21 protein-coding genes are annotated in these 24,606 nt (G+C 40.1%); 16 read left to right on the forward strand and 5 right to left on the reverse strand.

The genetic code is table 11. The features are described 5' to 3' along the window. Positions 1-94 precede the first annotated feature (94 nt). Both BUA53_RS12595 and BUA53_RS12600 read right to left on the reverse strand, forming a co-directional pair. Positions 95-1,981, reverse strand: coding sequence for an Nramp family divalent metal transporter (locus BUA53_RS12595; protein ID WP_072835739.1), 1,887 nt, complete (start codon positions 1,979-1,981; stop codon positions 95-97). Further along, a complete protein-coding gene (locus BUA53_RS12600) occupies positions 1,965-2,630 on the reverse strand; it encodes a metal-dependent transcriptional regulator (protein ID WP_072835740.1) in 666 nt (221 codons plus the stop codon). The genes BUA53_RS12595 and BUA53_RS12600 overlap by 17 nt, the downstream gene beginning before the upstream one ends. 101 nt (positions 2,631-2,731) lie before the next feature. On the opposite strand from BUA53_RS12600, the gene BUA53_RS12605 reads away from it, so the two are divergent. Together BUA53_RS12605 and glgP are read left to right on the forward strand one after the other, a co-directional pair. Next, complete coding sequence (locus BUA53_RS12605; RefSeq protein WP_072835741.1) at positions 2,732-3,700, forward strand: hypothetical protein; 969 nt, start codon at positions 2,732-2,734, stop codon at positions 3,698-3,700. Positions 3,701-3,769: 69 nt separating this feature from the next. Beyond that, positions 3,770-5,476 carry an alpha-glucan family phosphorylase gene (glgP, locus tag BUA53_RS12610; RefSeq protein ID WP_072835742.1) on the forward strand — a complete coding sequence of 569 codons (1,707 nt, stop codon included), beginning with the start codon at positions 3,770-3,772 and terminating at the stop codon, positions 5,474-5,476. A 21-nt stretch (positions 5,477-5,497) separates the two neighbouring features. On the opposite strand, the gene BUA53_RS12615 is transcribed toward glgP, so the two are convergent. Continuing rightward, entirely contained in the window at positions 5,498-6,733 is a 1,236-nt protein-coding gene (locus tag BUA53_RS12615; RefSeq protein WP_072835810.1) for a 4-hydroxy-3-methylbut-2-enyl diphosphate reductase, read from the reverse strand. A 138-nt stretch (positions 6,734-6,871) separates the two neighbouring features. Here BUA53_RS12615 and BUA53_RS12620 point away from each other — a divergent pair, with 138 nt between their 5' ends. The 11 genes from BUA53_RS12620 (at position 6,872) to coaD (ending at position 17,367) form a co-directional block, all read left to right on the forward strand. Further along, positions 6,872-8,143 (forward strand): alpha-amylase family glycosyl hydrolase, encoded by a 1,272-nt coding sequence (locus tag BUA53_RS12620; RefSeq protein WP_084080048.1) that lies wholly within the window; start codon positions 6,872-6,874, stop codon positions 8,141-8,143. A 102-nt stretch (positions 8,144-8,245) separates the two neighbouring features. Beyond that, a protein-coding gene (prfB, locus tag BUA53_RS12625) for a peptide chain release factor 2 (RefSeq protein WP_139256426.1) occupies positions 8,246-9,338 on the forward strand; the annotation gives its coding sequence in 2 pieces (ribosomal slippage) (positions 8,246-8,305 and positions 8,307-9,338; 1,092 coding nt in all). A 100-nt stretch (positions 9,339-9,438) separates the two neighbouring features. Next, positions 9,439-11,082 (forward strand): L-glutamate gamma-semialdehyde dehydrogenase, encoded by a 1,644-nt coding sequence (gene pruA, locus BUA53_RS12630; RefSeq protein WP_072835744.1) that lies wholly within the window; start codon positions 9,439-9,441, stop codon positions 11,080-11,082. 278 nt (positions 11,083-11,360) lie between these two features. Next, the gene (locus BUA53_RS12635) at positions 11,361-11,903 is read left to right on the forward strand and encodes an outer membrane beta-barrel protein (RefSeq protein WP_072835745.1); all 543 of its coding nucleotides are present in this window, start codon (positions 11,361-11,363) and stop codon (positions 11,901-11,903) included. A 318-nt stretch (positions 11,904-12,221) separates the two neighbouring features. Next, positions 12,222-12,767 carry an outer membrane beta-barrel protein gene (locus tag BUA53_RS12640; protein ID WP_072835746.1) on the forward strand — a complete coding sequence of 182 codons (546 nt, stop codon included), beginning with the start codon at positions 12,222-12,224 and terminating at the stop codon, positions 12,765-12,767. 211 nt (positions 12,768-12,978) lie between these two features. Continuing rightward, a complete protein-coding gene (locus BUA53_RS12645) occupies positions 12,979-13,680 on the forward strand; it encodes an outer membrane beta-barrel protein (RefSeq protein WP_072835747.1) in 702 nt (233 codons plus the stop codon). A 79-nt stretch (positions 13,681-13,759) separates the two neighbouring features. Next, positions 13,760-14,359, forward strand: coding sequence for a porin family protein (locus tag BUA53_RS12650; protein WP_072835748.1), 600 nt, complete (start codon positions 13,760-13,762; stop codon positions 14,357-14,359). Between the two features lie 81 nt (positions 14,360-14,440). After that, on the forward strand, positions 14,441-15,133 hold the full coding sequence (locus BUA53_RS12655) for a porin family protein (protein ID WP_072835749.1): 693 nt from the start codon (positions 14,441-14,443) through the stop codon (positions 15,131-15,133). A gap of 156 nt (positions 15,134-15,289) precedes the next feature. Continuing rightward, positions 15,290-15,814, forward strand: a complete 525-nt coding sequence (gene pyrR, locus BUA53_RS12660; protein ID WP_072835750.1) for a bifunctional pyr operon transcriptional regulator/uracil phosphoribosyltransferase PyrR — start codon at positions 15,290-15,292, stop codon at positions 15,812-15,814. A 108-nt stretch (positions 15,815-15,922) separates the two neighbouring features. Then, positions 15,923-16,855, forward strand: coding sequence for an aspartate carbamoyltransferase catalytic subunit (locus BUA53_RS12665; protein ID WP_072835751.1), 933 nt, complete (start codon positions 15,923-15,925; stop codon positions 16,853-16,855). Between the two features lie 20 nt (positions 16,856-16,875). Beyond that, positions 16,876-17,367: a pantetheine-phosphate adenylyltransferase gene (gene coaD / locus BUA53_RS12670; protein ID WP_072835752.1), complete on the forward strand. Its 492-nt coding sequence runs from the start codon at positions 16,876-16,878 to the stop codon at positions 17,365-17,367. Here the strand turns inward: coaD and BUA53_RS12675 are convergent. Then, positions 17,364-18,002, reverse strand: a complete 639-nt coding sequence (locus BUA53_RS12675) for an NUDIX hydrolase (protein WP_072835753.1) — start codon at positions 18,000-18,002, stop codon at positions 17,364-17,366. The two genes, coaD and BUA53_RS12675, sit on opposite strands and share 4 nt — an antisense overlap. Before the next feature lie 89 nt (positions 18,003-18,091). Here BUA53_RS12675 and pyrE point away from each other — a divergent pair, with 89 nt between their 5' ends. Beyond that, entirely contained in the window at positions 18,092-18,727 is a 636-nt protein-coding gene (gene pyrE / locus BUA53_RS12680; protein WP_072835754.1) for an orotate phosphoribosyltransferase, read from the forward strand. Between the two features lie 22 nt (positions 18,728-18,749). After that, positions 18,750-19,112, forward strand: a complete 363-nt coding sequence (locus BUA53_RS12685) for a heavy-metal-associated domain-containing protein (protein ID WP_072835755.1) — start codon at positions 18,750-18,752, stop codon at positions 19,110-19,112. A 31-nt stretch (positions 19,113-19,143) separates the two neighbouring features. On the opposite strand, the gene BUA53_RS12690 is transcribed toward BUA53_RS12685, so the two are convergent. Continuing rightward, positions 19,144-19,572, reverse strand: coding sequence for an LEA/WHy family protein (locus BUA53_RS12690; RefSeq protein WP_175546074.1), 429 nt, complete (start codon positions 19,570-19,572; stop codon positions 19,144-19,146). 708 nt (positions 19,573-20,280) lie between these two features. Here BUA53_RS12690 and BUA53_RS12695 point away from each other — a divergent pair. Beyond that, positions 20,281-24,606 carry a PKD domain-containing protein gene (locus BUA53_RS12695; protein ID WP_072835757.1) on the forward strand — a complete coding sequence of 1,442 codons (4,326 nt, stop codon included), beginning with the start codon at positions 20,281-20,283 and terminating at the stop codon, positions 24,604-24,606.

Genomic DNA, 24,606 nt, shown 5'->3' on the forward strand with positions numbered 1-24,606 from the left:
GGTAATGTGTATGGATAAATGGCTTTGTAAGACTTTGTAATATATGCTTCTTTAAAAGTTCAAAAGAATAGAGCTATTATTTTCAATCGCCTGATTAATTACTTACGATTAACACCGGGATGTTTAACTGGTGACGTACTGCATCAATGGTTTCTCCATATAACCAGTCTTTCATTCCTTTATGTCCATGGGCCCCAATGATCAGCATATCGGCGTTTGCTTCTTTTACCAGCCTTGGAATTTCCTTATTCCTGTTTTTAAATCCCAGCTTGCTTTCTGCTATCAGCCCTTTGCTTGTTACGAAGGCAACATACCGATCCAGTTTTTCCTGGTCATGACGGGTTTCATAATCATCTGCCTGCTCTCCCCATATACGTGCAGGTGCACTTTCAACTATATGAATGAAAATGATATGAGATATACTGCTTGCCTGGCCCAGGGCAGAGGCCAGCAATAATTCATCCTTATCACTAAAGTCCAGAGCTACAGCAATCCTTTTATACACCGGCACATCCTTATCTAATAGTATGGAAGGCGTTTTTTTATGTAACTCAAGAGATACATCCTTAGGCCGACGTTTGAGCATAGGAAATATAATGATCAGCACTAATAAGGCAACAAACAATATCCCAAATAATATTATGACCATTTTCCAAAAAGTATTATCACTGGTGGTAAAATAAGTTGAAGCTTGCTCTATCACCATCCGCAGGTTTAAATAGACCAAAACAGCTGTTATGAGCCAGGCCAGACCTTGCACCAGTGGCTTTATAGTAAAGATTCCCATTTCTTTCTTATCACTTACAAAATGGATCAGTGGAATAATGGCAAAGCCAAGTTGCATGCTTAATATGACCTGGCTTAGTACCAGCAGGCTGTCTATATTTGATTCGCCATTGATAAGAATCACGATTACAGCAGGAATAATTGCTATCAACCGGGTAAGCAGCCGGCGCATCCATGGGTTGATGCGTATGTGAAGGTACCCTTCCATAACAATCTGGCCTGCCAGGGTACCGGTAACTGTGGAACTTTGGCCAGCAGCTATCAAGGCTACAGCAAAAAGAATGGGTGCCAAATGAGACCCAAGCATTTTATTCAATAACAAATGTGCTGTTTTGATTTCAGCAACATCTGTCAGTCCATTATAAAAAAATACAGATGCTGCCAGAACCAGGATTGCAGCGTTCACAAAGAAGGCAAGATTTAAGGCAATGGCACTGTCAACGAAATTTAGCTTCAAGGCCCGCCTGATTCCTTGTTCATCTCTTTTGAACTTACGGGTCTGTACAAGTGCAGAATGAAGGTATAAGTTATGAGGCATAACTGTGGCACCAATAATTCCAATTGCAATGTACAAAGCGGCATTATTTGGTATAACAGGAATGAAACCTTTAGCCACTTCGCCAAGGTCCGGTTGGGCCATAATTATTTGAATCAAAAAAGAAATTCCAATGATGGCTACCAGGCCAATAATAAAGGCTTCCATTTTACGCATACCTAACCGCTGTAATATAAGCAGCAGGAAAGTATCAAATACTGTGATCAATACAGCCCAGAGCAAGGGAATACCAGTTAGAAGTTGTATACCTATAGCCATGCCTAACACTTCTGCCAGGTCAGTTGCTGCTATTGCTATCTCTGCCAGGCCATATAGACAATAATTCAATGATTTAGGATAAGTTTCGCGGTTGGCTTGCGCCAGGTCCCTTCCTCGTACAATTCCAAGTCGGGCTGCCAGGCTTTGCAACAGCAAAGCCATTAGATTACTCATTAGCAAAACCCATATCAGCTTATAGCCAAATTGACTGCCCCCGGCAAGGTCAGTTGCCCAGTTGCCCGGATCCATGTAACCAACACTGACCAGGTAAGCAGGACCAAAAAATGAAAACATACGTTTCCATACAGGCATGGAAGCAACAGTTGTATCTACACTCTGATGAACCTCGCTTAAAGATTCATGACTAAAGGTCTTGCTCATATGTTACAAAAATGTTTTGGGCGAGTTGTTCACTAATGGTTATGGTACTGTTCTTCATTTTTATTTCAAGTGAATGATCAAAGTCAAAGAACTTTTTGATCTCCAGCTTAGTTCCTATACCTATTTGTTTGTGATGCAGTAATTCCAGCATTTCTGATGATTGATTAGTTACCTGGCAAACTTCAGCAGGCCGAAGAGCAGGTAATTGGTGAAGTGGTATTTTGCGGATATTTCTAACCCTTCCTTTGCTGTCAGGAATAGGATCTCCGTGAGGATCGTATGAGGGAAAGCCCAGAAAGGCATCAAGTCTATCCACCAGTTTTTTATTGCCAACATGTTCCAGTTCTTCTGCTAGGAGATGCACTTCTTCCCAGCCAAAATTCAGTTTATTGCAAAGGAAATATTCCCATAATCGATGCCTTCTTATTATTCCTAATGCAATTTTTTTTCCTTCTGCACTTAGCGTGAATCCATAGTAAGGCTTATAATTAAGTAATTTTTTGGCATCCAGCTTTTTCATCATATCTGTAACAGAAGCTGGTTTGGTCTGTAATTTTTCAGCCAGGGTATTGGTTGAAACAGTGCCTTCTGTTTCCTGTAAAAGAAAGATGGTCTTTAAATAATTTTCCTCGCTAATTGTATAATTCAAGGGTTGTCTAATTTAAAATTTAGACAAAGCTAAAAAAATGCTTCCATATAGTATAAAGGAATAATGCAGGTATTTCTGTTATTTTACATCAAATACTACCTATGTATAAGCTTGGCTATATTTTCTGTTTTCTGGTTTTATTGGCATGTCATTCTAAAAAAGCAAAAACAGGAACAGGCGAAACAGGATTTACCTATGAATCTTTTTCGGATTTGTTTCCAGCAGTTAAGTTGCCTTACCAAATTACAGACACGAGTCTGCTGAAATCAAAAGATACTACCCAGATAAGGTCTACTGAATTTGCCGGGTTTATTGCGGATTCTGTTAAAAACCAAATATTTACAAAGGGTGCGAAGCTTAAATATTATGCATTGGCTAAAATTGAAGTACCTAAAGCTGAAACTTATTATATAGTAAAGGTTATTAGTGGTTCAAAGAAAGCAGCACTTTTGATCAGCTTTGATGGAAAAGGTAAATATGCAACCAGTTTTCCGTTCTTAATACCAGATGATGATGCTACCACTTCCCAGGCCAGTTCAATAGATAAATCTTTTACCATTTCCAAAAATGTAGTTCAAAAAAAGGATGGTGAATTAAAGGGCGAAGGAAAAAATGTGTATGTATATAGTGCTGACACAAGGCAGTTTATTTTGATAATGACAGATCTTTTGGATGAAAGCAAACGTGACCTGATCAATCCAATTGATACCATGCCAAAAACAAGGAAGTTTGCCGGGGATTATATACAAGGTAAAAGAAGTCTTGTTTCTATTAGAAATGGTCGTACGCCTAACCAGGCATTGGCGTTCATACATGTTGAAAAAAATGAAGGCGAATGTACAGGTGAATTAAAAGGTGAGATTTTATTTACTTCTTCTAATACTGCCATTTTTAGGCAAGGTGGAGATCCTTGTATATTACAATTTAACTTTACCACTTCTTCAGTAACATTAAAAGAAGAAGAAGGTTGTGGAAACCATAGAGGATTGGATTGTACACTCAATGGAATTTTCACCAAAAAGAAAGAGGTTAAATCAAAATCGAATACTAAAAAAACAACAAAAAAATAAGGCAGTATTGTGTAATTCATACACATTATCTGTAATTTCATTACTTTGCCCAGCTATAAACAACAACAAATGGATTTCAGATCATTTAAAGTTCCTTATCCGGTTGATGACCGCTATTCGAAAAGAGTGGCTTATTTCTCAATGGAATTCGCTATTCACCAGCCTTTAAAAATATACAGTGGGGGACTTGGCTTTTTATCAGGTTCACATTTACGTAGTGCTTATGAACTACGCCAAAACCTTATTGCTGTAGGTATTTTATGGAAATATGGCTATTATGACCAGGCACGCAACCAGGACCAAACGCTCCAGGTAACCTGGATGGAAAAACAATACAGTTTCCTGGAAGATACGGGGATAAAATTCGAGGTAACTATTCATGAACACCCGGTTTGGGTTAAAGTGATGTACCTGCCACCAAATACTTTTAATTCCGCACCGTTGTTTTTAATGACAACAGATATACCGGAAAATGATTACATATCACAAACTATTACGCACCGCTTATATGATGCCAATGTAGCCACTAAAGTGGCCCAATTCATCCTATTGGGTGTCGGTGGTGCCAAATTGCTTGATGAAATTGGATTTAATCCTGAAGTATACCATCTCAATGAAGCACATGGTCTTTCTGCTGCCTTTTACTTATACCAGAAATTTGGAAGGAAGAAGGAAGAAGTGAAAAAAAGGCTTGTATTTACCACCCATACTCCTGAGGAAGCGGGTAATGAAAAACATGATATCTACTTATGTCATAAAATGAGTTACTTCTGTGGTCTTACTGTAGATGAAGTGAAGGAACTTACCGGAATGCCAGATGACCAGTTTAACCATTCGCTTGCTGCCCTGCGTTTTGCACGGATTGCAAATGGTGTGTCGCAATTACATGGAGTGGTATCAAGGCATATGTGGGAGAAGTACGAAAATATCTGTCCCATTATAGCCATAACCAATGCACAGAATTGGCGGTATTGGTCTGATAAGCTTTTATACCGCTCTGGCGAGGAAGGCCACGACCTGATATTTGATGATCGTAAAAAATGGATGAAGAAAAGAGCTTTTGAGATCGTTGCTGACCAGACAGGTAAGATATTCAATCCAAATGTTTTTACCATTGTATGGGCCAGACGATTTGCAGGATATAAAAGAGCTGGTTTGATCTCTACTGATAAAGAGCGTTTTGAAGCATTATTAAGCAATACAAAATACCCTGTGCAGATCATCTGGGCGGGTAAACCTTATCCTGTTGATTATCCCGCCATTTCTGAATTCAACCACCTGGTTCATTTAAGTAAGAGTTATAAAAATGTGGCGGTGCTGATAGGCTATGAGTTGGGATTGTCTAAAAGACTAAAACAGGCTGCTGATTGCTGGCTGAATAATCCAAGGGTTCCCCGCGAAGCTTCCGGAACCAGCGGTATGACTGCTGCAATGAATGGGGCCGTCAACTTTTCAACCAATGATGGTTGGATCCCTGAATTTGTTCATCATGGAAACAATGGATTTGTCGTTCCACCGGTAGACTATACAGGGATGACAGTGCAGGACCAGGATCAATATGATCTTGACCAACTGTACGAGATATTAAATAAAGAAATGCTTCCACTTTATTATGACAACCATAATACCTGGAGACAAATAGTTAAGAATGGGATGCGCGATGTGCAAATTCAATTTGACAGCAACCGCATGGCTGAAGAATATTATGACCTGTTGTATAAAAAGGAATATGTAGCTGCCCGTAAAGGAGTAGTGGCAGATGACATGGCCCATTAATAGGGAAGGATAAGCCTCAGGCTATTCCTGGTTGTTCAATATATCAACAAGGTCTTCAATTGATCTGCTGGCTGGGTAAAACCCGGCCAGTTTTTTTATAACCCCTTCCACCAATGCATCCGGGCAGGAAGCACCGCTGGTAACAAGTATATTTACCGGTTCTTTACCAGGCAAATAATTTTCGGTCACCAGTTCCATGGTGGTGTGAAAATTAAAATGTTTGATAGCATCCCTGGAGAGGATCTTTTCTTCGTTATTGATATAGTAAGTAGGCAATTTTTCTTCACACAATTCTACAAGATGTGAAGTGTTGGAAGAATTGTAACCCCCCACAACCACCGCCAGGTCGGCTTCGGTTTGCAACATGCCGGTTACCGATGTCTGGTTATCATTGGTAGCATAACACAGTGTATCCCTGGTATCTGCAAAGCGTTCTTTAATATTATTCTCATCAAGGCCATAATGAGACATCATAATTTCTTTCAGGTAGTCAGCAATGGCCTGCGTATCACTGGCTAGCATCGTAGTCTGGTTTACCACGCCTATTCGCTGAAGATCTTTTTCCAGGTTAAAACCTGCGGAGACCTGGTGTTTAAAATCTGTATAAAATTGCTCTGAAGGAAGTTCTCCTGTAATATATTTCCCCAATTCAATGGCCTGGTCCATATCCTTCACTACAATGGATGGTGCATTGGAGGCGGCATGTGAAAAGGTAGCCCTTGTTTCTTCATGAGTGGGTTTGCCATGAATAATTATGGTGTAATTGCTCCTTGCTATTACCTCGCTCCGGTTCCATACTTTTTCAACAAAGGGACAGGTGGTATTGTATTTTTCTATGGGAATCCCCAGGTCTCTAAGCTGCTTTTCAATTTTGAGCGTGGTGCCAAATGCGGGTATCAATACTATGTCTTCCGCCGTCAGTGAATCGAAAGGTATTAATTGTTTGCCCGAGTTATCCTGGAGGAATTGTACGCCGCTGGCTTCCAGGTCTGCATTCACCTGCGGATTGTGGATCATTTCACTTAACAGGTAAATGCGTTTGCCGGGGTTTTCTTCAATGGTCCTGAAAGCAATATCAATAGCATTCTCCACGCCATAACAAAAACCAAAATGACGGGCCAGGAAAATCCTTACAGGCCCAAAATCCAGCAGTGTGGGAGAGAAGTCTTTTTTCATCCTGTCTTTTTCCTTGCGCTTTTTTTTAACGGCGGAAATAAGTGGACTGCGATAAACAAGGGGAACATCAAAACTTTTCATCGTATGCAAAATTAAGGCTAAGGGTAAAAGAGGGCCTTTATATAATTGGAATTGCTCATTTTTTAACAGGGAAATAGACAAAATATTCAAACATTTTCACCTTTATTGTCAGCCGCCTTAACTTCACCATTTTACACAATGAAAACTTCGAACAAAGAATGGATCTGCTCAACTAATGTGTATGAGGTAAACCTGAGGCAATACTCTGAAAGTGGCAGTTTTTGGGCCTTTGCTGAACATTTGCCAAGGCTTAAAGATATGGGTGTGGAGACGCTTTGGTTCATGCCCATTACTCCTATTTCTGTATTGAATAGAAAAGGAACTATGGGTAGTTATTATGCCTGTTCTGATTACACTTCCGTTAATCCGGAATTTGGAAATTTTGAGGATTTCAGGTCATTAGTAAAGAAGGCGCAGGAAATGGGTTTCCGCATCATAATGGACTGGGTTGCCAATCATACAGGCTTGGACCATGTGTGGACAAGGCTTCATCCAGATTGGTATAAGAGGGATGAAATGACAGGGGATTTTAAACGTGCATCGGGGATGGATGATATCATAGAACTTGACTACACCAACAAGGACATGAGAAAAGCTATGATTGAGGCCATGAATTTTTGGGTCACTGAATGTGATATAGATGGATTTCGGTGTGACCTGGCTTTTTGGGTGCAGCTGGATTTTTGGGTAGAAGCAAAAGCTGTATTGGATACAATAAAACCTTTATTCTGGCTGGCAGAATCCGATCCTCTTGATCACCCGGAATACATGCAGGTTTTTGATGCAGCATATACATGGACCTGGATGCATCGTACCGAAGAATTTTATAAAAGATCCTTCTCTTTATACGAGCTCCTGCAGGTGTTGGATCGTTACCAGCAGGCCCCCGGCATTAATGCCTGGTTTACATCCAACCATGATGAGAACACCTGGAATGGTACTGAATACGATAAATATGGAGATGCGGCGAAAATGCTGGCTGTATTTAGTTGTACCTGGCAGGGAATTCCACTGATCTATAGTGGGCAGGAACTGCCTAACCATAAAAGGTTACTATTCTTTGAAAAGGATGTTATTGAATGGAATGAACAACCGGCATTACATTCTTTTTACAAGGCATTGTTGCATTTGCAACGCTTCAATCCTGCGTTGAGGTGTGACAGTAAATTATCCAGGGTGCATAGCTCGGGAGATGAAAAGGTACTTTCTTACCTGCGCATAAAGGATACAGAAGAAGTGTTGGTATTTTTAAATTTTTCAGCGAACCATGTCAGGCTTGAATTGCTTGATAACCGGATAACAGGAAATTTTAAAGAGCTCTTTACAAGGGAGCCAGTTGATTTTGCTAAAAAGAGAGTTATAGTCTTACCTGCCTGGGGCTTCCTGGTTTATATCAAAACAAATGAATAAAGCTTTTGTGATATAATTTATACACGGGTATTAGATCCTTATTTTACGTTCACTTAGTATTACCATTTGCAAAAAGAAGAATCACTTATCTTCGCACCCGCTATGACACAAGAACAATTGAAAGTTATGAGGGACCGTGTAGTTGTCCTGAGGAGGTTTCTTTGACGTCGATAACCGAAGAGACAAAATAAACCAGGATAAGCAACTTTCCCTGGCACCAGGGTTTTGGGATGATAATGCCCGTGCTACGTCTATTTTAAAAGAAATTAAGCTCAATGAATATTGGATTAACCTTTACGAGCAGGTAGATGCTGCAGTAGAGGATTTTGCCATTCTTTTTGAGTTTTGGAAAGAAGGCGAAGGGTCTGAAGAAGAAGTAAAAGCTGCTTTTGATAAGGCCAAAAACGCTATTGAGGATACTGAATTTAAAAGTACCCTTAATCAGCCTGAAGATGAATTACCAGCAGTTTTACAGATTAATTCAGGGGCCGGTGGCACAGAAAGCCAGGACTGGGCGGAAATGCTTTCCCGTATGTACCGCATGTATGGTGAACGTCAGGGCTGGAAAGTAACCATTCTTGACTGGGTGGATGGTGATGGCGCTGGTATAAAGACCTGTACCCTGCAATTTGATGGTGAATTTGCTTATGGCTTTTTAAAGGCAGAAAGTGGCGTACATCGCCTAGTCAGAATTTCACCCTTTGACAGTAATGCCAGAAGGCATACCTCGTTTGCTTCAGTCTTTGTTTATCCCCTTGTAGATGACACCATAAATATCGAGGTTAAGGATAGTGAAGTAAAAATGGAAACCGCTCGAAGCGGAGGTGCAGGAGGGCAGAACGTGAACAAGGTCGAGACCAAGGTGATGTTAACCCACCTTCCTACAGGCATTGTGGTTGTATGCCAGACAGAACGCTCACAATTGGGAAATAGGGAAAAGGCCATGCAAATGCTTAAAAGCCGATTGTATGAAGAAGAGCTGCGCCGTCGGGAAGCTGCTAAAGATGTTACCAATGCCAGCAAGAAAAAGATAGAGTGGGGCAGCCAGATAAGAAGTTATGTTTTTCATCCTTATAAGATGATCAAAGATCATCGTACTGATTATGAAGTAGGTAATGTGGGTCCTGTGATGGATGGAGAGCTTGATGGATTTATAAAGGCGTACCTGATGAGTGAAAAGGAAGCGGAATCGTAAATACTTTTAAGTAAGTGATCCGATGGTTTCCTGACATTTTAAAATTGCCTGTCATTGTATATAAAAATATTTTGAAACAAATAATACTTCAATTAACAATATGAGCTTAGGATATTTTTCGTACCCGATGCCTGTAAATGAGCCAGTCTATTCTTATGCACCTGGAAGTGCGGAAAGAGAAGCGTTGAAAAAAACTCTGGCCGAACTGAAAGGAAGCCAGGCAGACATTCCTATGTATATAGGGGGTAAAGAAGTAAGAACCGGGAAAACTATTGCCATACACCCACCACATGAAACTTCGCACCTGTTAGGTCATTTTCATGCAGGTGATGCAAGCCATGTTCAACAGGCAATAGCTTCCGCTCTTGAAGCCCGTGAGGCGTGGAATAATACCAGTTGGGAGAATAGAGCCAATATTTTCCTTCGTGCAGCTGATCTTATTTCAACCAAGTATCGTTACCTCATGAATGGTACTACCATGCTTGGTCAAAGTAAGAATGCCTTCCAGGCAGAAATAGATAGCGCCTGTGAATTAATTGATTTCCTTAGGTTCAATGTTCATTTTCTGAGTGAGATATACAAACAGCAACCAATCAGCGCCCCAGGTATGCATAACCGCATGGAGTACAGGCCACTTGAAGGATTTGTGCTTGCTGTAACTCCTTTCAACTTTACTGCTATTTCAGGAAACCTACCTACCAGCGCAGCTATGTGTGGGAATGTGGTAGTTTGGAAGCCAGCCAACACCCAGGTATATTCTGCCCAAATGATCATGAAGGTGTTAAAGGAAGCCGGACTGCCGGATGGTGTTATCAACCTTATTTATGTTGATGGCCCAACCATTGGTAAAGAATGCTTTGCTCATAAGGATTTTGCCGGTGTTCATTTTACAGGGTCTACGGGTGTATTTAACCAGATGTGGAAGACAATTGGTGAAAATGTTGCTAATTATAAAAGCTATCCCCGGATAGTTGGTGAAACAGGTGGAAAGGATTTTGTCCTTGCACATAAATCAGCAGATCCACAGGTAGTGGCCACTGCTTTATTAAGGGGTGCGTTTGAATACCAGGGCCAAAAATGCTCTGCCGCTTCAAGGGCTTATATACCCTCCAACATTGCTGACGAGGTTAGGAAGTTATTGATAGATGGTGTGAACAGTTTTAAGGTTGGCCCTGTAGACGATTTCAGCAATTTTGTAAATGCGGTTATTGACGAGAAGAGTTTTGATAAGATCGCATCTTATATTAATGAAGTAAAGAATACTACAACAGCCTCTATACTAGTTGGTGGTAAGTTTGATAAGTCAAAAGGATATTTTATTTACCCCACTATTATTGAAGCGCAGGATCCAAAATACATCACCATGTGCGAGGAGATCTTTGGACCAGTGCTTACCATACATGTTTATGATGCCGAAAAATTTGAAGAAACTTTGCATCTTGTAGACACCACATCTCCTTATGCATTGACGGGATCAATCATTTCACAAGACAGGTATGCGGTTGATCTTGCCACCAACGTATTAAGAAATGCAGCGGGTAACTTTTATATTAATGATAAGCCTACAGGTGCCGTAGTTGGCCAGCAACCATTTGGTGGTGCAAGGGCAAGTGGCACCAATGATAAGGCGGGCTCGTTACTCAATCTTTACCGTTGGTTAAGTGCCCGGACTATTAAAGAAACATTTGTACCGGCTACAGATTACCGTTATGCATTCCTGAAGGGTGAGAGCGAAGGCATTTAATTGCAATAATTAATAATCTTTTATAAATAAGCCACGGTTGTGGCTTATTTTTTTTGTTGCAAACTATCTACATTAAAAAAAATTCATGCATCATTTATAACATCCAATACAAAGCGGAGCGTATTTATACTTTTAAAAGTCAGGTTTTTTACGGAGTAACAACAAGCGTATTTAACCTCGTTAACTAAAAAAGGAGTTGCATAAATTTTGATTTGTACAATTAATTTTATTGTTTTGCCATCGAAATTTAAACTATACAAAAACTCAAAAATGACTTTATGAGAAAATTAATTTTAGTATTTGCCTCTGTTATTGCGTTAAGTTCTGCACATGCACAAACTGGTAAAAACCAGGTAGGTGTTGCCCTTGAAGTTGGTTTACCAATGGGTGATTTTGGTGATGCTTTTAAAACTGGCTTTGGTGGATCTCTTAAGTATTTACATGGTGTTGGTTCTGCCGGACAAGTTAGTTTAACATCTGGTTACACAACTTTCAGTGCTAAAGATGTTCCATCTGATTATAGCGTAAAAGCTTCAATCATTCCTATTTTAGTAGGTTACCGTCACAACTTTAGTGGTGCTTATGTAGAGCCACAAGTAGGTTACGGTATCTATGGTTCTAAAGTTAAAGGTGGTGGATTTGATGAAAGTAGTTCTGATGGTGCTTTCACATGGGCTATTGGTTTAGGTTATGCAATGGAGCAAGGTCTTGACATTGGTGCCCGTTATCAAAGTGCTTCTAAAGATGGTTCTACTACCTCATTAGTAGGATTGCACATTGGTTACAATTTTTCATTAGGAGGCGCTTCTTCTTCTAAATAAGATCACTAATATCTTTATTGAGGGGCTGATATTTATCAGCCCCTTTTTTATTTATGTTATATTCTTCCTTGTGGTAACTATCGGGTATTGTTCGCCGGTAACATCCTTTGTTAAAAGATAGTTACCCAGGGAAGCGAAGTTGTTGGATTCCAGTTTTTTCTATAATTATAATGGTTCATACTTGTCTCAATTGTTGAGCTGTACAATTTAAAATAATTGTAGAAGGCATAGAATGGTATATCCTCATCAGGAAATATATGTTTTTATCGGACTAACTTTGAAATCGATAATTGAATTTCAAACCAAAAAAAGATTTTTATGAGAAAGGTAATTTTAGTACTAGCCTCTTTTTTTGTGCTTAGTGCCATAAAAGCACAATCTGGAAAAAATCAAATAGGTATTGCTTTCGAAGTTGGTTTACCAATGGGAGACTTCAAAGATGCTGTTAAAACAGGATTTGGAGGATCTCTTAAATATTTACATGGTGTAGGTACGGCCGGTCAAGTTTCATTAACTTCTGGGTATACCATATATAATGCAAAGGATGTCCCAAGCGGGTACACTGTTAGATCATCAATTATTCCTATTTTATTGGGTTACCGACAAAACTTCAGTGGTGTTTACGTAGAACCACAGGCAGGTTACGGTATTTATGGTTCTAAATTTAAAGGTGGTGGTGTTGATGAAAGCAATTCAGATGGAGCTTTCACCTGGGCTATAGGGGTAGGGTATGCTATGGAGCAAGGCCTTGATATTGGTGCAAGGTATCAGAGCGCTTCAAAAAACAGTGCTACCACTTCTTTAATTGGTCTTCATCTTGGTTATAATTTTTCTTTGGGAGGAACTACTACTTCTTCTAAATAAGAACATCACTACAACATTAAAAGGGCTGAATTTTCAGCCCTTTATTATAAATGCATATTACCAAGCAGGCTTTTGAAAAGATCAGAAAATCATACTTTATTTGGAACAGGGTCGCTATTATTAAACTACAGCATCATTACTAATTAAGAGAATTCATATTATATTTAAGGCTGAAATTGCAGCCCTTTTTTATTACCAATAACTACTGTTTATGAAAAGATATTTATTGATATTTGGAACAATTTTTTTATCATCTCTAATCCAAGCCCAGGTATCTTACGAGGTACATGCAGGTGCCATCCTTGCCAATGTAGATGAACGTTATGATAGCCAGGAAGGCTTTAATGGCAAATACAGGTTATCTGAACGAATTGGTGTAGGCGCCATGATACCCATTACCCAAAGTTTAAGTTTCAGGCCCGAATTGAATTTTGTAAGTAAGGGTGTAAAGATCAATGAATCTTATTCACTTTCTATGGGGGGCTCTAACTATAGTGTATCCGCCAAAGGAGCCATGAAGCTTTCTTACCTGGAACTACCACTTAACTTTGTTTACTTGCAACCTTCTCAAAAAGGTGCTTCATTTTTTATTGGTGCAGGTCCTTCTGTTAGCCTCGGACTTTCTGGCAAGGCTACTGCGCATATAATAGAAATTTCAGATGGTGACAGGGTGGAAACAGACCAAACTGCAAATGTGAAATTCGATGGCAAGGAAAATCCGAATGATGACAACCAGCATTATAAAGCGGTTGAATTTGGAATCAATTTTCTTACAGGTTTCCAGTTGAATAACAAAATGTACATAGCCGGAAATTTCAACCAGGGACTTACCAACATTAATGTGGATAAGGCAGATAACGGTAAAACACATACTATGTATTTCGGCCTCACACTGGGGTATTTTTTTAAATAATGTCAGTGTAACTGATAATTTGGCCGTAAATCACTTTACGGCCTTTTTTTTGCAATGAGCCCGGTATAAATATTAATCTATGAAAAAGATCAGTTTAGTAGTTTTGATTTTAGCCACGGGCGCAACAGTTTTTGCGCAGTCACCTAAGTTTGGATTAAAGGCAGGATTAAACATTTCCAAATTATCCAATGTTCCAGGATTGAACTGGAATAACCGTCTTGGCCTGAATGCAGGCGCCTTAGCACATATACATATAACACCCCAGTTGGCTTTGCAACCAGAAGTTGTATATTCCGGGCAAGGTGCTAAATACACTATTAATGGGGAAGAACATACACTGGGATTGGATTACATAAATATCCCGCTTCAGTTGCAATATATGTTTGATAATGGATTCCGTTTACAAACAGGTCCACAATTGGGATTCCTGGTCAATACAAAAGATAAAGTGAATGGTACGGATAGCCAGTATTTTACTTCTGAAGATTTTAAGAGCACAGATGTTGCGTGGACATTTGGCCTGGGATATTTAACTTACTCAGGATTAGGTATAGATGGCCGCTATAACCTTGGGTTGTCAAATATCAATAAAGCTGGTGGCAATACTTTAAAAAATAATGTTTTCCAGGTGGGATTATTCTACATGCTCGATAATAGTCACAAAGCACAATCAAGATAATTTACCATTCAAAAAAAATTACCGGAGGTCGCAAATTGCGGCCTTCTTTTTGCTTAAAGAGGACAACCTAAATATTAACTTATGAAAAAGATCAGTTTTTTTGCCTTAGCTCTAACTGCAACCGTTTTTGTGAATGCACAAAGCAAACAGCCAACCTTAAGAACAGAAATGGAAGTCACTCCCCGTCTTGGTATCAAAGGTGGCGTAAACCTGGCTAAAATGAATCATGAAGGATATTCAAGCGCATCTGAGTTTGAATCCAAATCAAAAACTTCCTACAATGGTGGTTTATTCATAAACATCCCGGTAGGAACTAATTTCAGGTTTCAACCAGAGGTAGTATACAGCAGCCAGGGTGGAAAGAATACCCAGGTAATTCAGACCCCAACCGGAAACATCACGTCTAAGTACGAGATGGACCTGAATTACATAAATGTTCCCCTGATGTTGCAGTTGCAAAGCACAACCGGTGTGTTTTTGGAATTAGGCCCACAGTTTGGTTATTTGATCAATGCAAAAAATAAAAGCATTAGCTCTGGAGCTGGTACAAGCAACAGCGAAATGGATATCAAAGATCAATTGAATAAACTGGATATTGGTGCTTCAGGAGGAATTGGATATCTGTCCCGTATTGGTTTAGGTATCAATGCACGCTACAATTATGGATTTACCAATGTTCTGGATGAGAACAATGCTAATTATGTAAGTGGCCAGAAATTAAAGAACAGGGTTTACCAGGTTGGATTATTCTTCCAGTTTGGTGCTGCTAAATAATTATTTCATTAATAATTAAAAAGAAAGCCGGGATTATTTCCGGCTTTTTTTTATACACTTCATATTCTTCAATGTAAATTAGTATTTCTCAGTGTACACATATCTAAAGGCACTTCTACTGATCTTAATTCCTATTTTTATAAAAATATTGCTCCCTTGAAGTCATTATTAAACGCACAGCATATTCAATTGACCATAAAGCGTTTGGCAAACCAGATCCTTGAAAACCATATCGATCCCGCGCAAACTGTCCTTATAGGCATTCAACCCCGGGGTATTTTTTTGTCCGATCGTATAGCCAGGGAGATCAGTGCAGAAAAAGGCGATGCTGTATTCCCTTATGGTAAACTGGATATAACTTTTTACCGTGATGATTTAAGAAATGAACTGCATGTTCCCAATAAAACAGATATTTTGTTTTCGATCGAAGGCAAAAAAGTGATCCTGATAGATGATGTGCTATATACAGGGAGAACCATAAGGGCTGCCCTCGACGCATTGATGGATTTTGGCCGTCCGCAAAAAGTGGAATTAATGGTATTAATAGACCGAAGGTATAGCCGTGAACTTCCCATTCAACCTGACTATACCGGGAAATCTATTGATTCCATTGTTACCCAAAAAGTGAAGGTTCTGTGGAAGGAAAGAGATGGAAATGATGAAGTGGTGTTGATGGATTGATTTCCTTACTCATTACCATGGGAATATTTATAGAAAATTATGAATCGTTACCTGTCGTAAACCTGATTCTGTTCTCAAAAACTGTAAATGCTTTATATTTGATTTTTAATGGCGCTTTCTACCCGACATCTTCTAGGAATAAAAGATCTCACCCCGGCAGATATTTCCTTATTACTCGATACGGCAAAACAGTTTAAAGAAGTTTTACAAAGACCTATAAAAAAGGTTCCTTCCTTACGTGATGTGACCATTGTGAACCTTTTTTATGAGAATTCCACCCGGACAAGGATCTCATTTGAACTGGCCGAAAAGAGATTGTCTGCCGATACAATAAACTTCAGTGCTTCCGGATCTTCTGTTTCTAAAGGCGAGACCTTGCTCGACACTGTGAATAACATCCTTTCTATGAAAGTAGATATGGTGGTTATGAGACATAGCGCCAGCGGAGCTCCCCATTTTTTAGCCAAACATATTCCCGCATCCATTATTAATGCCGGCGACGGTATTAATGAGCATCCTACACAGGCATTACTGGATGCTTTTTCCATTATTGAAAAATTTGGCACTTTAAATGGCACCAGGGTGGCCATTATTGGAGATATCATGCACAGCCGTGTTGCCCAAAGTAACATTTACCTGTTAACGAAAATGGGGGCTGAGGTAGTGGTTTGCGGACCACCTACATTGATTCCCAAATATATTGACCAGGCATTTAATGTGCGTGTGGAATACAACCTCACGAAAGCCCTTGAATGGTGTGATGTGGCCAATGTGTTGCGTATACAACTGGAAAGGCAAAACCAGGTGCTGTTTTCTTCATTAAGGGAATATAGCCTGGTGTATGGTATCAATAAAAGAATACTTGACAGCCTTGAGAAAAAAATTACCATCATGCATCCTGGCCCTATTAACAGGGGAGTGGAATTGGATAGTGATGTAGCAGACAGCGATCAATCTATCATATTGCAACAGGTAGAAAATGGTGTTGCAGTTCGTATGGCGGTATTGTACCTGTTGGCTGGTGATCGGAATTCATCTTAACTTGCTCCTAATTTTATTACATGCGTATAGCTTTATTTCCCGGTACATTTGACCCTGTTACATTTGGCCATTTAGATATCATAGAACGGTCAATTCCACTATTTGACAAACTATACATTGGCATTGGGATCAATTCTAATAAAAAACCTATGTTTTCTGCCGAGCAGCGGGTGCATTGGTTAGAAGAGATATTTAAAAATGAGCCTAAGATCGAATCAGTTATCTATGAAGGACTAACTGTGGATTGTTGCAGGAGGATACAGGCTAATTATATTTTACGTGGCATTCGCTATGTCAATGATTTCGAGTACGAAAAGGCCATCGCAGATATGAACCGGAGCCTTGATGAAAATATAGAAACGGTATTCCTTACCTGCCTGCCAAAATATACATCGGTAGCCTCAACCTTAGTAAGGGATGTTCTACGATATGGTGGCGATGTTTCTCAATTTGTTCCGGATGTAGTTTTAAAAACCATTCGCCAATCTGATCCTAAAATACTTTTTGCCTAAGCGTGGTCCAATAGTTTCACTCCGGCATGAATAACATCCCTGATGGACGCATGAGTATTGGACAAATAATGGTCTAATGCTGTTAATGGTGCCCATTCACACTTTTCAATATCTTCCTCGGTTTGCGGTTTAAACTCTTTTTGTTTTGAGCTTTTGATAAGATACCAGTGCGATTCCTTGATGATGTGTTCACCAAACTGGTGGTAGGTATGGTAGGTCACCGTAAGGGCTCTGTCCATTTCTATTTTTTCTAATCCTGTCTCTTCTATTACCTCCCGCAAAGCGCATGTTTCAAGATCTTCACCCTCATCCAGCTTCCCTTTAGGAAGGTCCCATTTCCCTCTTCTGAAGATCATCAGTACCTCATGGTCTTTTGTATAAACAAATCCTCCGGCAGCCTTAATAAGGTGCAGTTTCTTTTTGAATGTATTCAAAACAGCGTCCACGTCATGGTGCAGGAAAACCCCTCTCCTGATTTGCGGTTGTTCCATTTCATGGATCATTGCCTTTACGGTGTGCTGGTTAAATTCATCAATAAAAACGGTCTCTTCATGGTGCAAGAATTCTTCTACTTCAGGAGTGATCTCATTAACCAGGTAGAGCGGTTTATTATTAAAATAAATGATCTGCTGCATAAGCTAAGTTAAGCAGGAAGAGAGTTACAAATAAATTGACACCAGGAATTTTGAGCTAGGGGCTAACTCCATTTTTTTATCTTCGCCGGATGACAGATTCTATCGTAACAGCTGAGAAACTATTACAGGCAGACGCAGTTCGGCTTAATCCTAAGACCCCATTTACCTGGGCTAGTGGTTGGAAAAGTCCAATCTATTGCGATAACAGGAAGGTTTTATCGCTTCCCTATATCAGGGAGTATATCAAAAGTGAGCTATGTAATGTGGTATTTGAAAAGTTTGCAGAGGCAGAAGCCATAGCTGGTGTGGCCACGGCTGGTATAGCCTGGGGTGCAATGGTAGCAGACCAGTTGAAGCTGCCTTTTATATATGTTAGGCCGAAGCCAAAAGAACATGGTTTGGGCAACCAGATTGAGGGACAATATAACCCCGGCCAGAAGATAGTAGTGGTGGAAGACCTGGTTTCTACGGGTAAAAGCAGCCTGCAGGTCGTTGATGTGCTCAGGCAGAATGAAGTGGAAGTAATAGGCATGGTTTCCATATTTAACTACAGGTTTCCGCAGGCTGCTGAAGCTTTTGAACAGGCAGCCGTACCCATAATTTCATTGACAGATTATCCCAACCTTATAGCATTAGCACTTAAAAAGGCTTTGATAGAGCCCTCTGAAGAAGAGATTTTGTTAAAATGGAGGTCAGACCCTGCAAACTGGAAAGGAGTTTCCTAAATTGGTATTCAAATAATTATTTATGAAGAAACTGCTGGTTATGGCTTTTGCCGGAATGATCCTTTCCGTTGGGGCATCTGCCCAAACAAAGGCTGCGCAAACAGTCAAACTGAGTACCCCCACCGTTCAATGTGAAATGTGCAAGAAAAAGATCGAAGAATATTTAAAAAGGTATGATGGGGTTACCTCGGTTAATGTCAATTATAAAAGAAAAGAAACAACCATCAAGTACCTGACTGACCGCACCAACGAAGAGGTTTTGAAAGCTGCCATTGCTAACGCCGGCTATGATGCCAACGAGGTAAAGGCCAATCCTGAATCTTATAAGGCGCTCCCCAGGTGCTGTAAAAAGCCTGAAGATGGTGGGGGAATGCCCAAACACTAAGCCCTTCTTTAAAACGATTTTAAGTCCCTTTTTAAGGGACTTTTTTATTTAACTGTATTTCATCAAGCCTGTGTAATCCCTGGTAATGAATGGGCCTGCTAACGTAAATTCCGGCCTTTCCCACCTTCACATTTCCATCAGCTTTTAGTAAGATATCCTTTTGAGATAAAGATTCCAGGTTCAGTTCCATTGCTTTTCGAAGTGGGATAGTGCCTGAAAAAGGTATTGTAAAATCAGATTGTTTATTGACCTGTATTGCTGTGTCCTGAGTAAAAGTGCCCATAAATGTGCTATCCAGGTAAATATTTGCCTCTGCCTCCTTGACAGTTACGCCAAAATCATTGGGGTTAAAATAAGTAACATTAAAGCCAACCCTGGCTTCCTGCAAACTTAAATTCCTAAGACCAAACTCATCTATTTTCCTGAATTCAGGGTCTTTTACCTCTTTGCAACTTATCATACTCCCAGCCAAAAGAAGGAGGGAAGGTATAAGAATTCTCAATTTCATATTTCTTAATAGGGCAAATATCATGCTGAGTAAATATACTAAAATGTTGATAAAGTAAGTACTAAAATGCTTAGTATTTTTGAAAAATAAATGCTTCTTGGAAATGCCATTAGAATTAGTATATTATATTCTCCTAAATATATAAAATACAGTTTATTATAATTGTTATTTAATAAATAATTTTGATGTTATAAAGTGAAAATTATTGTACAATTCATATAATTATGAATCAACTCAACAATAAAAAATTTTAAGTGATAATTAATTGATTTTTAACCATAATTGAACTTATACTTAAGTATAACTTCAAATAAGTGATTGCATAGATTATTTAGTATAAATAACCAAAATCCACATTGATTTTAAAAGATGAAATCTTCAGTTTTAGCCCCTCAATTTGAAATTTGGGAACATTATCATCTGAAAGATTCGGGTGGTAGGGAAAGCCTTTACAGTTAGTTTTAAAGGCATCAGGAAATTTCCTGGCTTTCGATAGATGCCGGGAATTTTAAATCTCTTATCAACAAAATTTATCATTTATGTGGTATGACACATTAGCAGGTAAGTAAAATATTAGCCTCCACTTTGTGTATGGTCAGTGGAATCCACAAACCCTTTATGTAATTTGCATACAACCACATTATTCCCGATGGCTAACTGATGAGATATAAATTATTTACCTCATTTATTTTCATATTATTATTTCCACTTATTTCCTGGACACAGGATTTTTCTAATAAGGGCAGGGAGTTCTGGTTGTCCTATTCTTACCATGTCGGAATGGTCGAAGGGGGAAATCCAACCATGACTATTTATCTCACTTCTGAGGTGCTTACCAGGTTTACTGTAGATGTTTTCGGAGGATCAGTGATTCAATCCGGAGTTATCCAGCCAGGAGCAGTGGTCAGTGTAACCATCCCAAATCTTTATTTTATAAATGATGAAGGATTGTTTACCAATAGGGCTATCCGTGTCCTTGGGGATCAACCCCTTGTCGTTTATTCTTATATAACCAGGAGTGCTGCCAGTGGTGCTACGCTTTGTCTTCCGGTAAATGTTCTTGGTAAGGAATATTATTCTGTCAATTTCACACAGGAATCCAACGAGCTCAACTCGAATTCCTATTTTACCATTATTGCGGTGGAAGACAACACTACGGTGGAAATTACTCCTTCAGCAGATACCAAAAACGGTTGGAAAGCCAACAACACGTACTCAGTCAATTTAAATAAAGGTCAGATCTACCAGGTTTTGGGATATACCCCCGATGCCAGTGGCGTAGACCTTACAGGATCCAGGATCAGGTCCATAGCCAGCGGAACAGGTGGATGTAAACGTATTGCTGTTTTTTCGGGTAGTGGAAAGATACATATTCCCCCAACCGGTTGTGCCATTAGCAGTTCAGATAACCTTTACCAGCAGTTATATCCCACAGGAACATGGGGTAAAAAGTACCTTACAGTTCCCAGTAAGAATAATCCTTATAACTATTACAGGGTTATCAAAAATGATCCGTCAGCCTCAGTTTATGTAAATGGGGTACTTGTTCCTTCTACATCATTTATTAATAATTCTTACTACCAATTTTTTAATAACCGCCCCAACGAGATCATATCGGATAAGCCCATTTCAGTAGCTCAATATTTCACTACACAAGGTTGTGACGGAAATAGCAATACTGTCCCTAACGACCCGGACATGATCATCTTAAACCCGGTAGAGCAAAATATTAATAATGTTACGCTTGTCAATTCAAATCTTTTTGCTCCACCCACCAATCAGTATCCCCATCAACACCATATACATGTGATCATGAAGAATGGAGGCAGCGGCATTTCTTCTTTCCAGATAGATGGAGCCAGTGTTTCTCCATCATTATGGACAGTTCATCCATCGGATCCGGGTTATTCTTACCTGTATCTAAGTAATGTAAGCCAGGGATACCATCGTATTTCTTCAGATTCAGGCTTCAATGCCTTAGCCTACGGCTATGCCAATGCAGAAAGTTATGGTTATTCTGCCGGTGCCAATGTAAAAGACCTTTACCAGTTTGTCTCTGTCAGGAATGTATATGGGACTGTAAATTTTCCCGGAACCTGTAAGAATTCACCTTTTTACCTGGCAATGACCTTTCCCTACCAGCCAACCCAGATCAAATGGGTTTTTAATGGCCTGTTACCTGACATTACCATTACTGCGCCGATGTATGATTCAACATGGAATATTAATGGAAAGCAGTTATTCCGTTACCAATTGCCGGCAGCATTCAACCTTCCGGGAACTGGTACATTTCCCATAAAGGTATTGGCCCAAAATCCAACGCCGGACGGCTGCAGCGGGGAACAGGAGATCAATTATGATATCCAGGTGTATGACCGGCCTTCGGCTTCTTTTAGTTTTAGCACCAATGGTTGTTTATCCGACAGCGTTCGGTTTACAGATGTTTCTAACGGCAATGGCCGGCCGGTGGTCAAATGGCTTTGGGATTTTAATGACGGGAATATATCTGGCATTCGTAACCCTGCACATTTGTATACATCTCCGGGTTCTTATAATGTCAACTATTCCATCATTACAGATATCGGTTGCATTTCTGATACCGCCAGTAATAAAATAATCCTGTCCAATCCGCCACTGGCAAAGTTTGGTATTGAAAGCCCGTATTGTATTGGACAACCCATACGTTTCATTGACTCTTCTTCAAGTAGTTCATCCGCCATTGTTAAATGGTATTGGAATTTCGGAGATGGAAGTCCGGAAATGGTTACCTCTTCCAATGCAGCTCAATTACATAGTTTCTCGAAAGGAGGAACTTATACTATCTCACTAAAAGTAGAAATGGCAGGTGGCTGTCAGAGTACTGTATTTACAAGAGCAATATCCGTTACACCCAGGCCGGTTGCCTCATTCGATTTTGGTAATGCCTGCCTTCCATCCGGCACCATGCAATTCACTAATAATTCAGCTATCAGTGATGGCTCACAGGCAGCGCTTAGCTATGCATGGAATTTTGGAGATGGAGCAAAGGCCACCCAACCATCACCGGCTCATTCCTATGCTTCTGTCGGTCCCTTTGCAGTTGAATTGAAAGTGATTTCCAATACAGGATGCAGGGATAGCATTACCAAATCAGTCAACACCATTTATGCCCAGCCTAAAGCGATCTTTTCCCTTCCTGCTGCAATCTGCCTGGGTGATTCTGTTAATCCACAGGAGGCATCTATAGCTTCAGGAAGCTCTGTTTTAAAGTGGAATTGGGACTTTGGTGATGGATCGGTTTCTACACAGCAAAAGCCTGTGCATGTATACACTGTTGCCGGAACCTATAAGGTTTCACTGGTGATCACTTCGGCTGTTGGCTGCAACTCCGATACGGCTATAAAAAGTATTACTGTGAATCCTTTACCCACTGCTGCCTATAACATTATATCACCTGCCTGTGTGGGCAAAAATGTGAGCTTTGCTGATGCTTCAAAGGCCAACGCAGGTTTTATAACAGATTGGAAATGGGATCTTGGAGATGGAACAATACTCAATAAAAATACAAATGAAACGATCACCCACACCTTTAGTGTTGAGAAAAAATACCAGGTAAGTCTGCAGGTAAAAACAGATAGGGGATGTACTGCTTCGGTGTATACCCGGGAGATCACTGTGCACCCATTACCGCTGGCCGCATTCACCATGCCCGGTAACTGCCTGGCCGATCCATATTCCCAATTCAGGGACAGCAGTTCCATAACTGATGGTTCACAAAGTGGATTCAGCTATTCATGGAACTTTGGTGATCCCAATGCCAATTCCGCCAACCCGAATACATCTGTTGTAAAAAATCCGCAACATAAATATACTGGTGTAGGTTCTTATGATGTTTCCCTTACTGTGACATCTGGTGATGGATGCACCGCTTCTACTAAACAAGCGTTTTTTATCAATGGCTCCCTGCCTAAGGCCACCATTACAATTAATAATGGCACTGAGGCCTGTAGCAATAAGACAGTAACTATAACCAATAATTCAGGTGTGGATGTAGGAAGGGTAATTAAGCTTACCATTCAATGGGATCATGCTAACGCTCCGGCTATAGCAGATACTATTGCCTATCCCTCTGCAGGAGCGAAATTAACTCATACATACACAGAATTTTTTAGCCCGGCTTCAAAACCGGTTGAGATAAGAGTAGTAGCCTGGTCAGGTGAAAATTGCAGTAATGTATATGCTCAAACCATCCTGTTGAAGGCTACACCTCAATTAGGTTTTGACTCCATACCCTCTGTTTGTGCCAATGTTAAACCCTTTATTATTTCGGAAGCACAGGTATTAAATGGGGTACAGGGTTCAGGCACATTTTCTGGAAAAGGAATTACGCCTGCAGGTTTGTTTGACCCTTCCCTGGCAGGTGTGGGAGATCATATTATAAGCTATACCTTTTCAGCTGACAATGGTTGTGAAAATCATGTAGAGCAGTCTGTTAAGGTATCGTCGCTACCCATTATCAATGCAGGGCCCGACCGGGTGCTATTGGAAGGAGGCAGCGTTGTACTGTTGGGGACTGGGTCTGGCAATAACATCAGTTACGCCTGGTCGCCGGTGCAGGGATTGAATGATCCTTCACTTGCGCAACCAACAACTACTACGGCCATGGATATGGAATATACCCTGGTAGGTACTTCAGCAGATCTCTGCAGTGATTCAGACAGAGTATTGGTACAGGTACTTAAAAAACCATCCATACCCAATACTTTTTCACCCAATGGTGATGGAATACATGACAGGTGGGAGATCAGGTACCTGGAAAGTTACCCAGGGGCTACCGTGGAAATTTTTAACCGGTATGGACAACCGGTATTTAAAACTATTGGTTACAACAAACCATGGGATGGCACATTTAAAGGAAGTCCCTTACCGGCAGGTACCTATTATTATATTATTGAACCAAAGAATGGCAGGCAACCCATGTCGGGATTTGTAGATATTATACGTTAG

It is taken from the genome of Flavisolibacter ginsengisoli DSM 18119 (assembly GCF_900129295.1).
Classification (GTDB): Bacteria; Bacteroidota; Bacteroidia; order Chitinophagales; family Chitinophagaceae; genus Flavisolibacter; species Flavisolibacter ginsengisoli.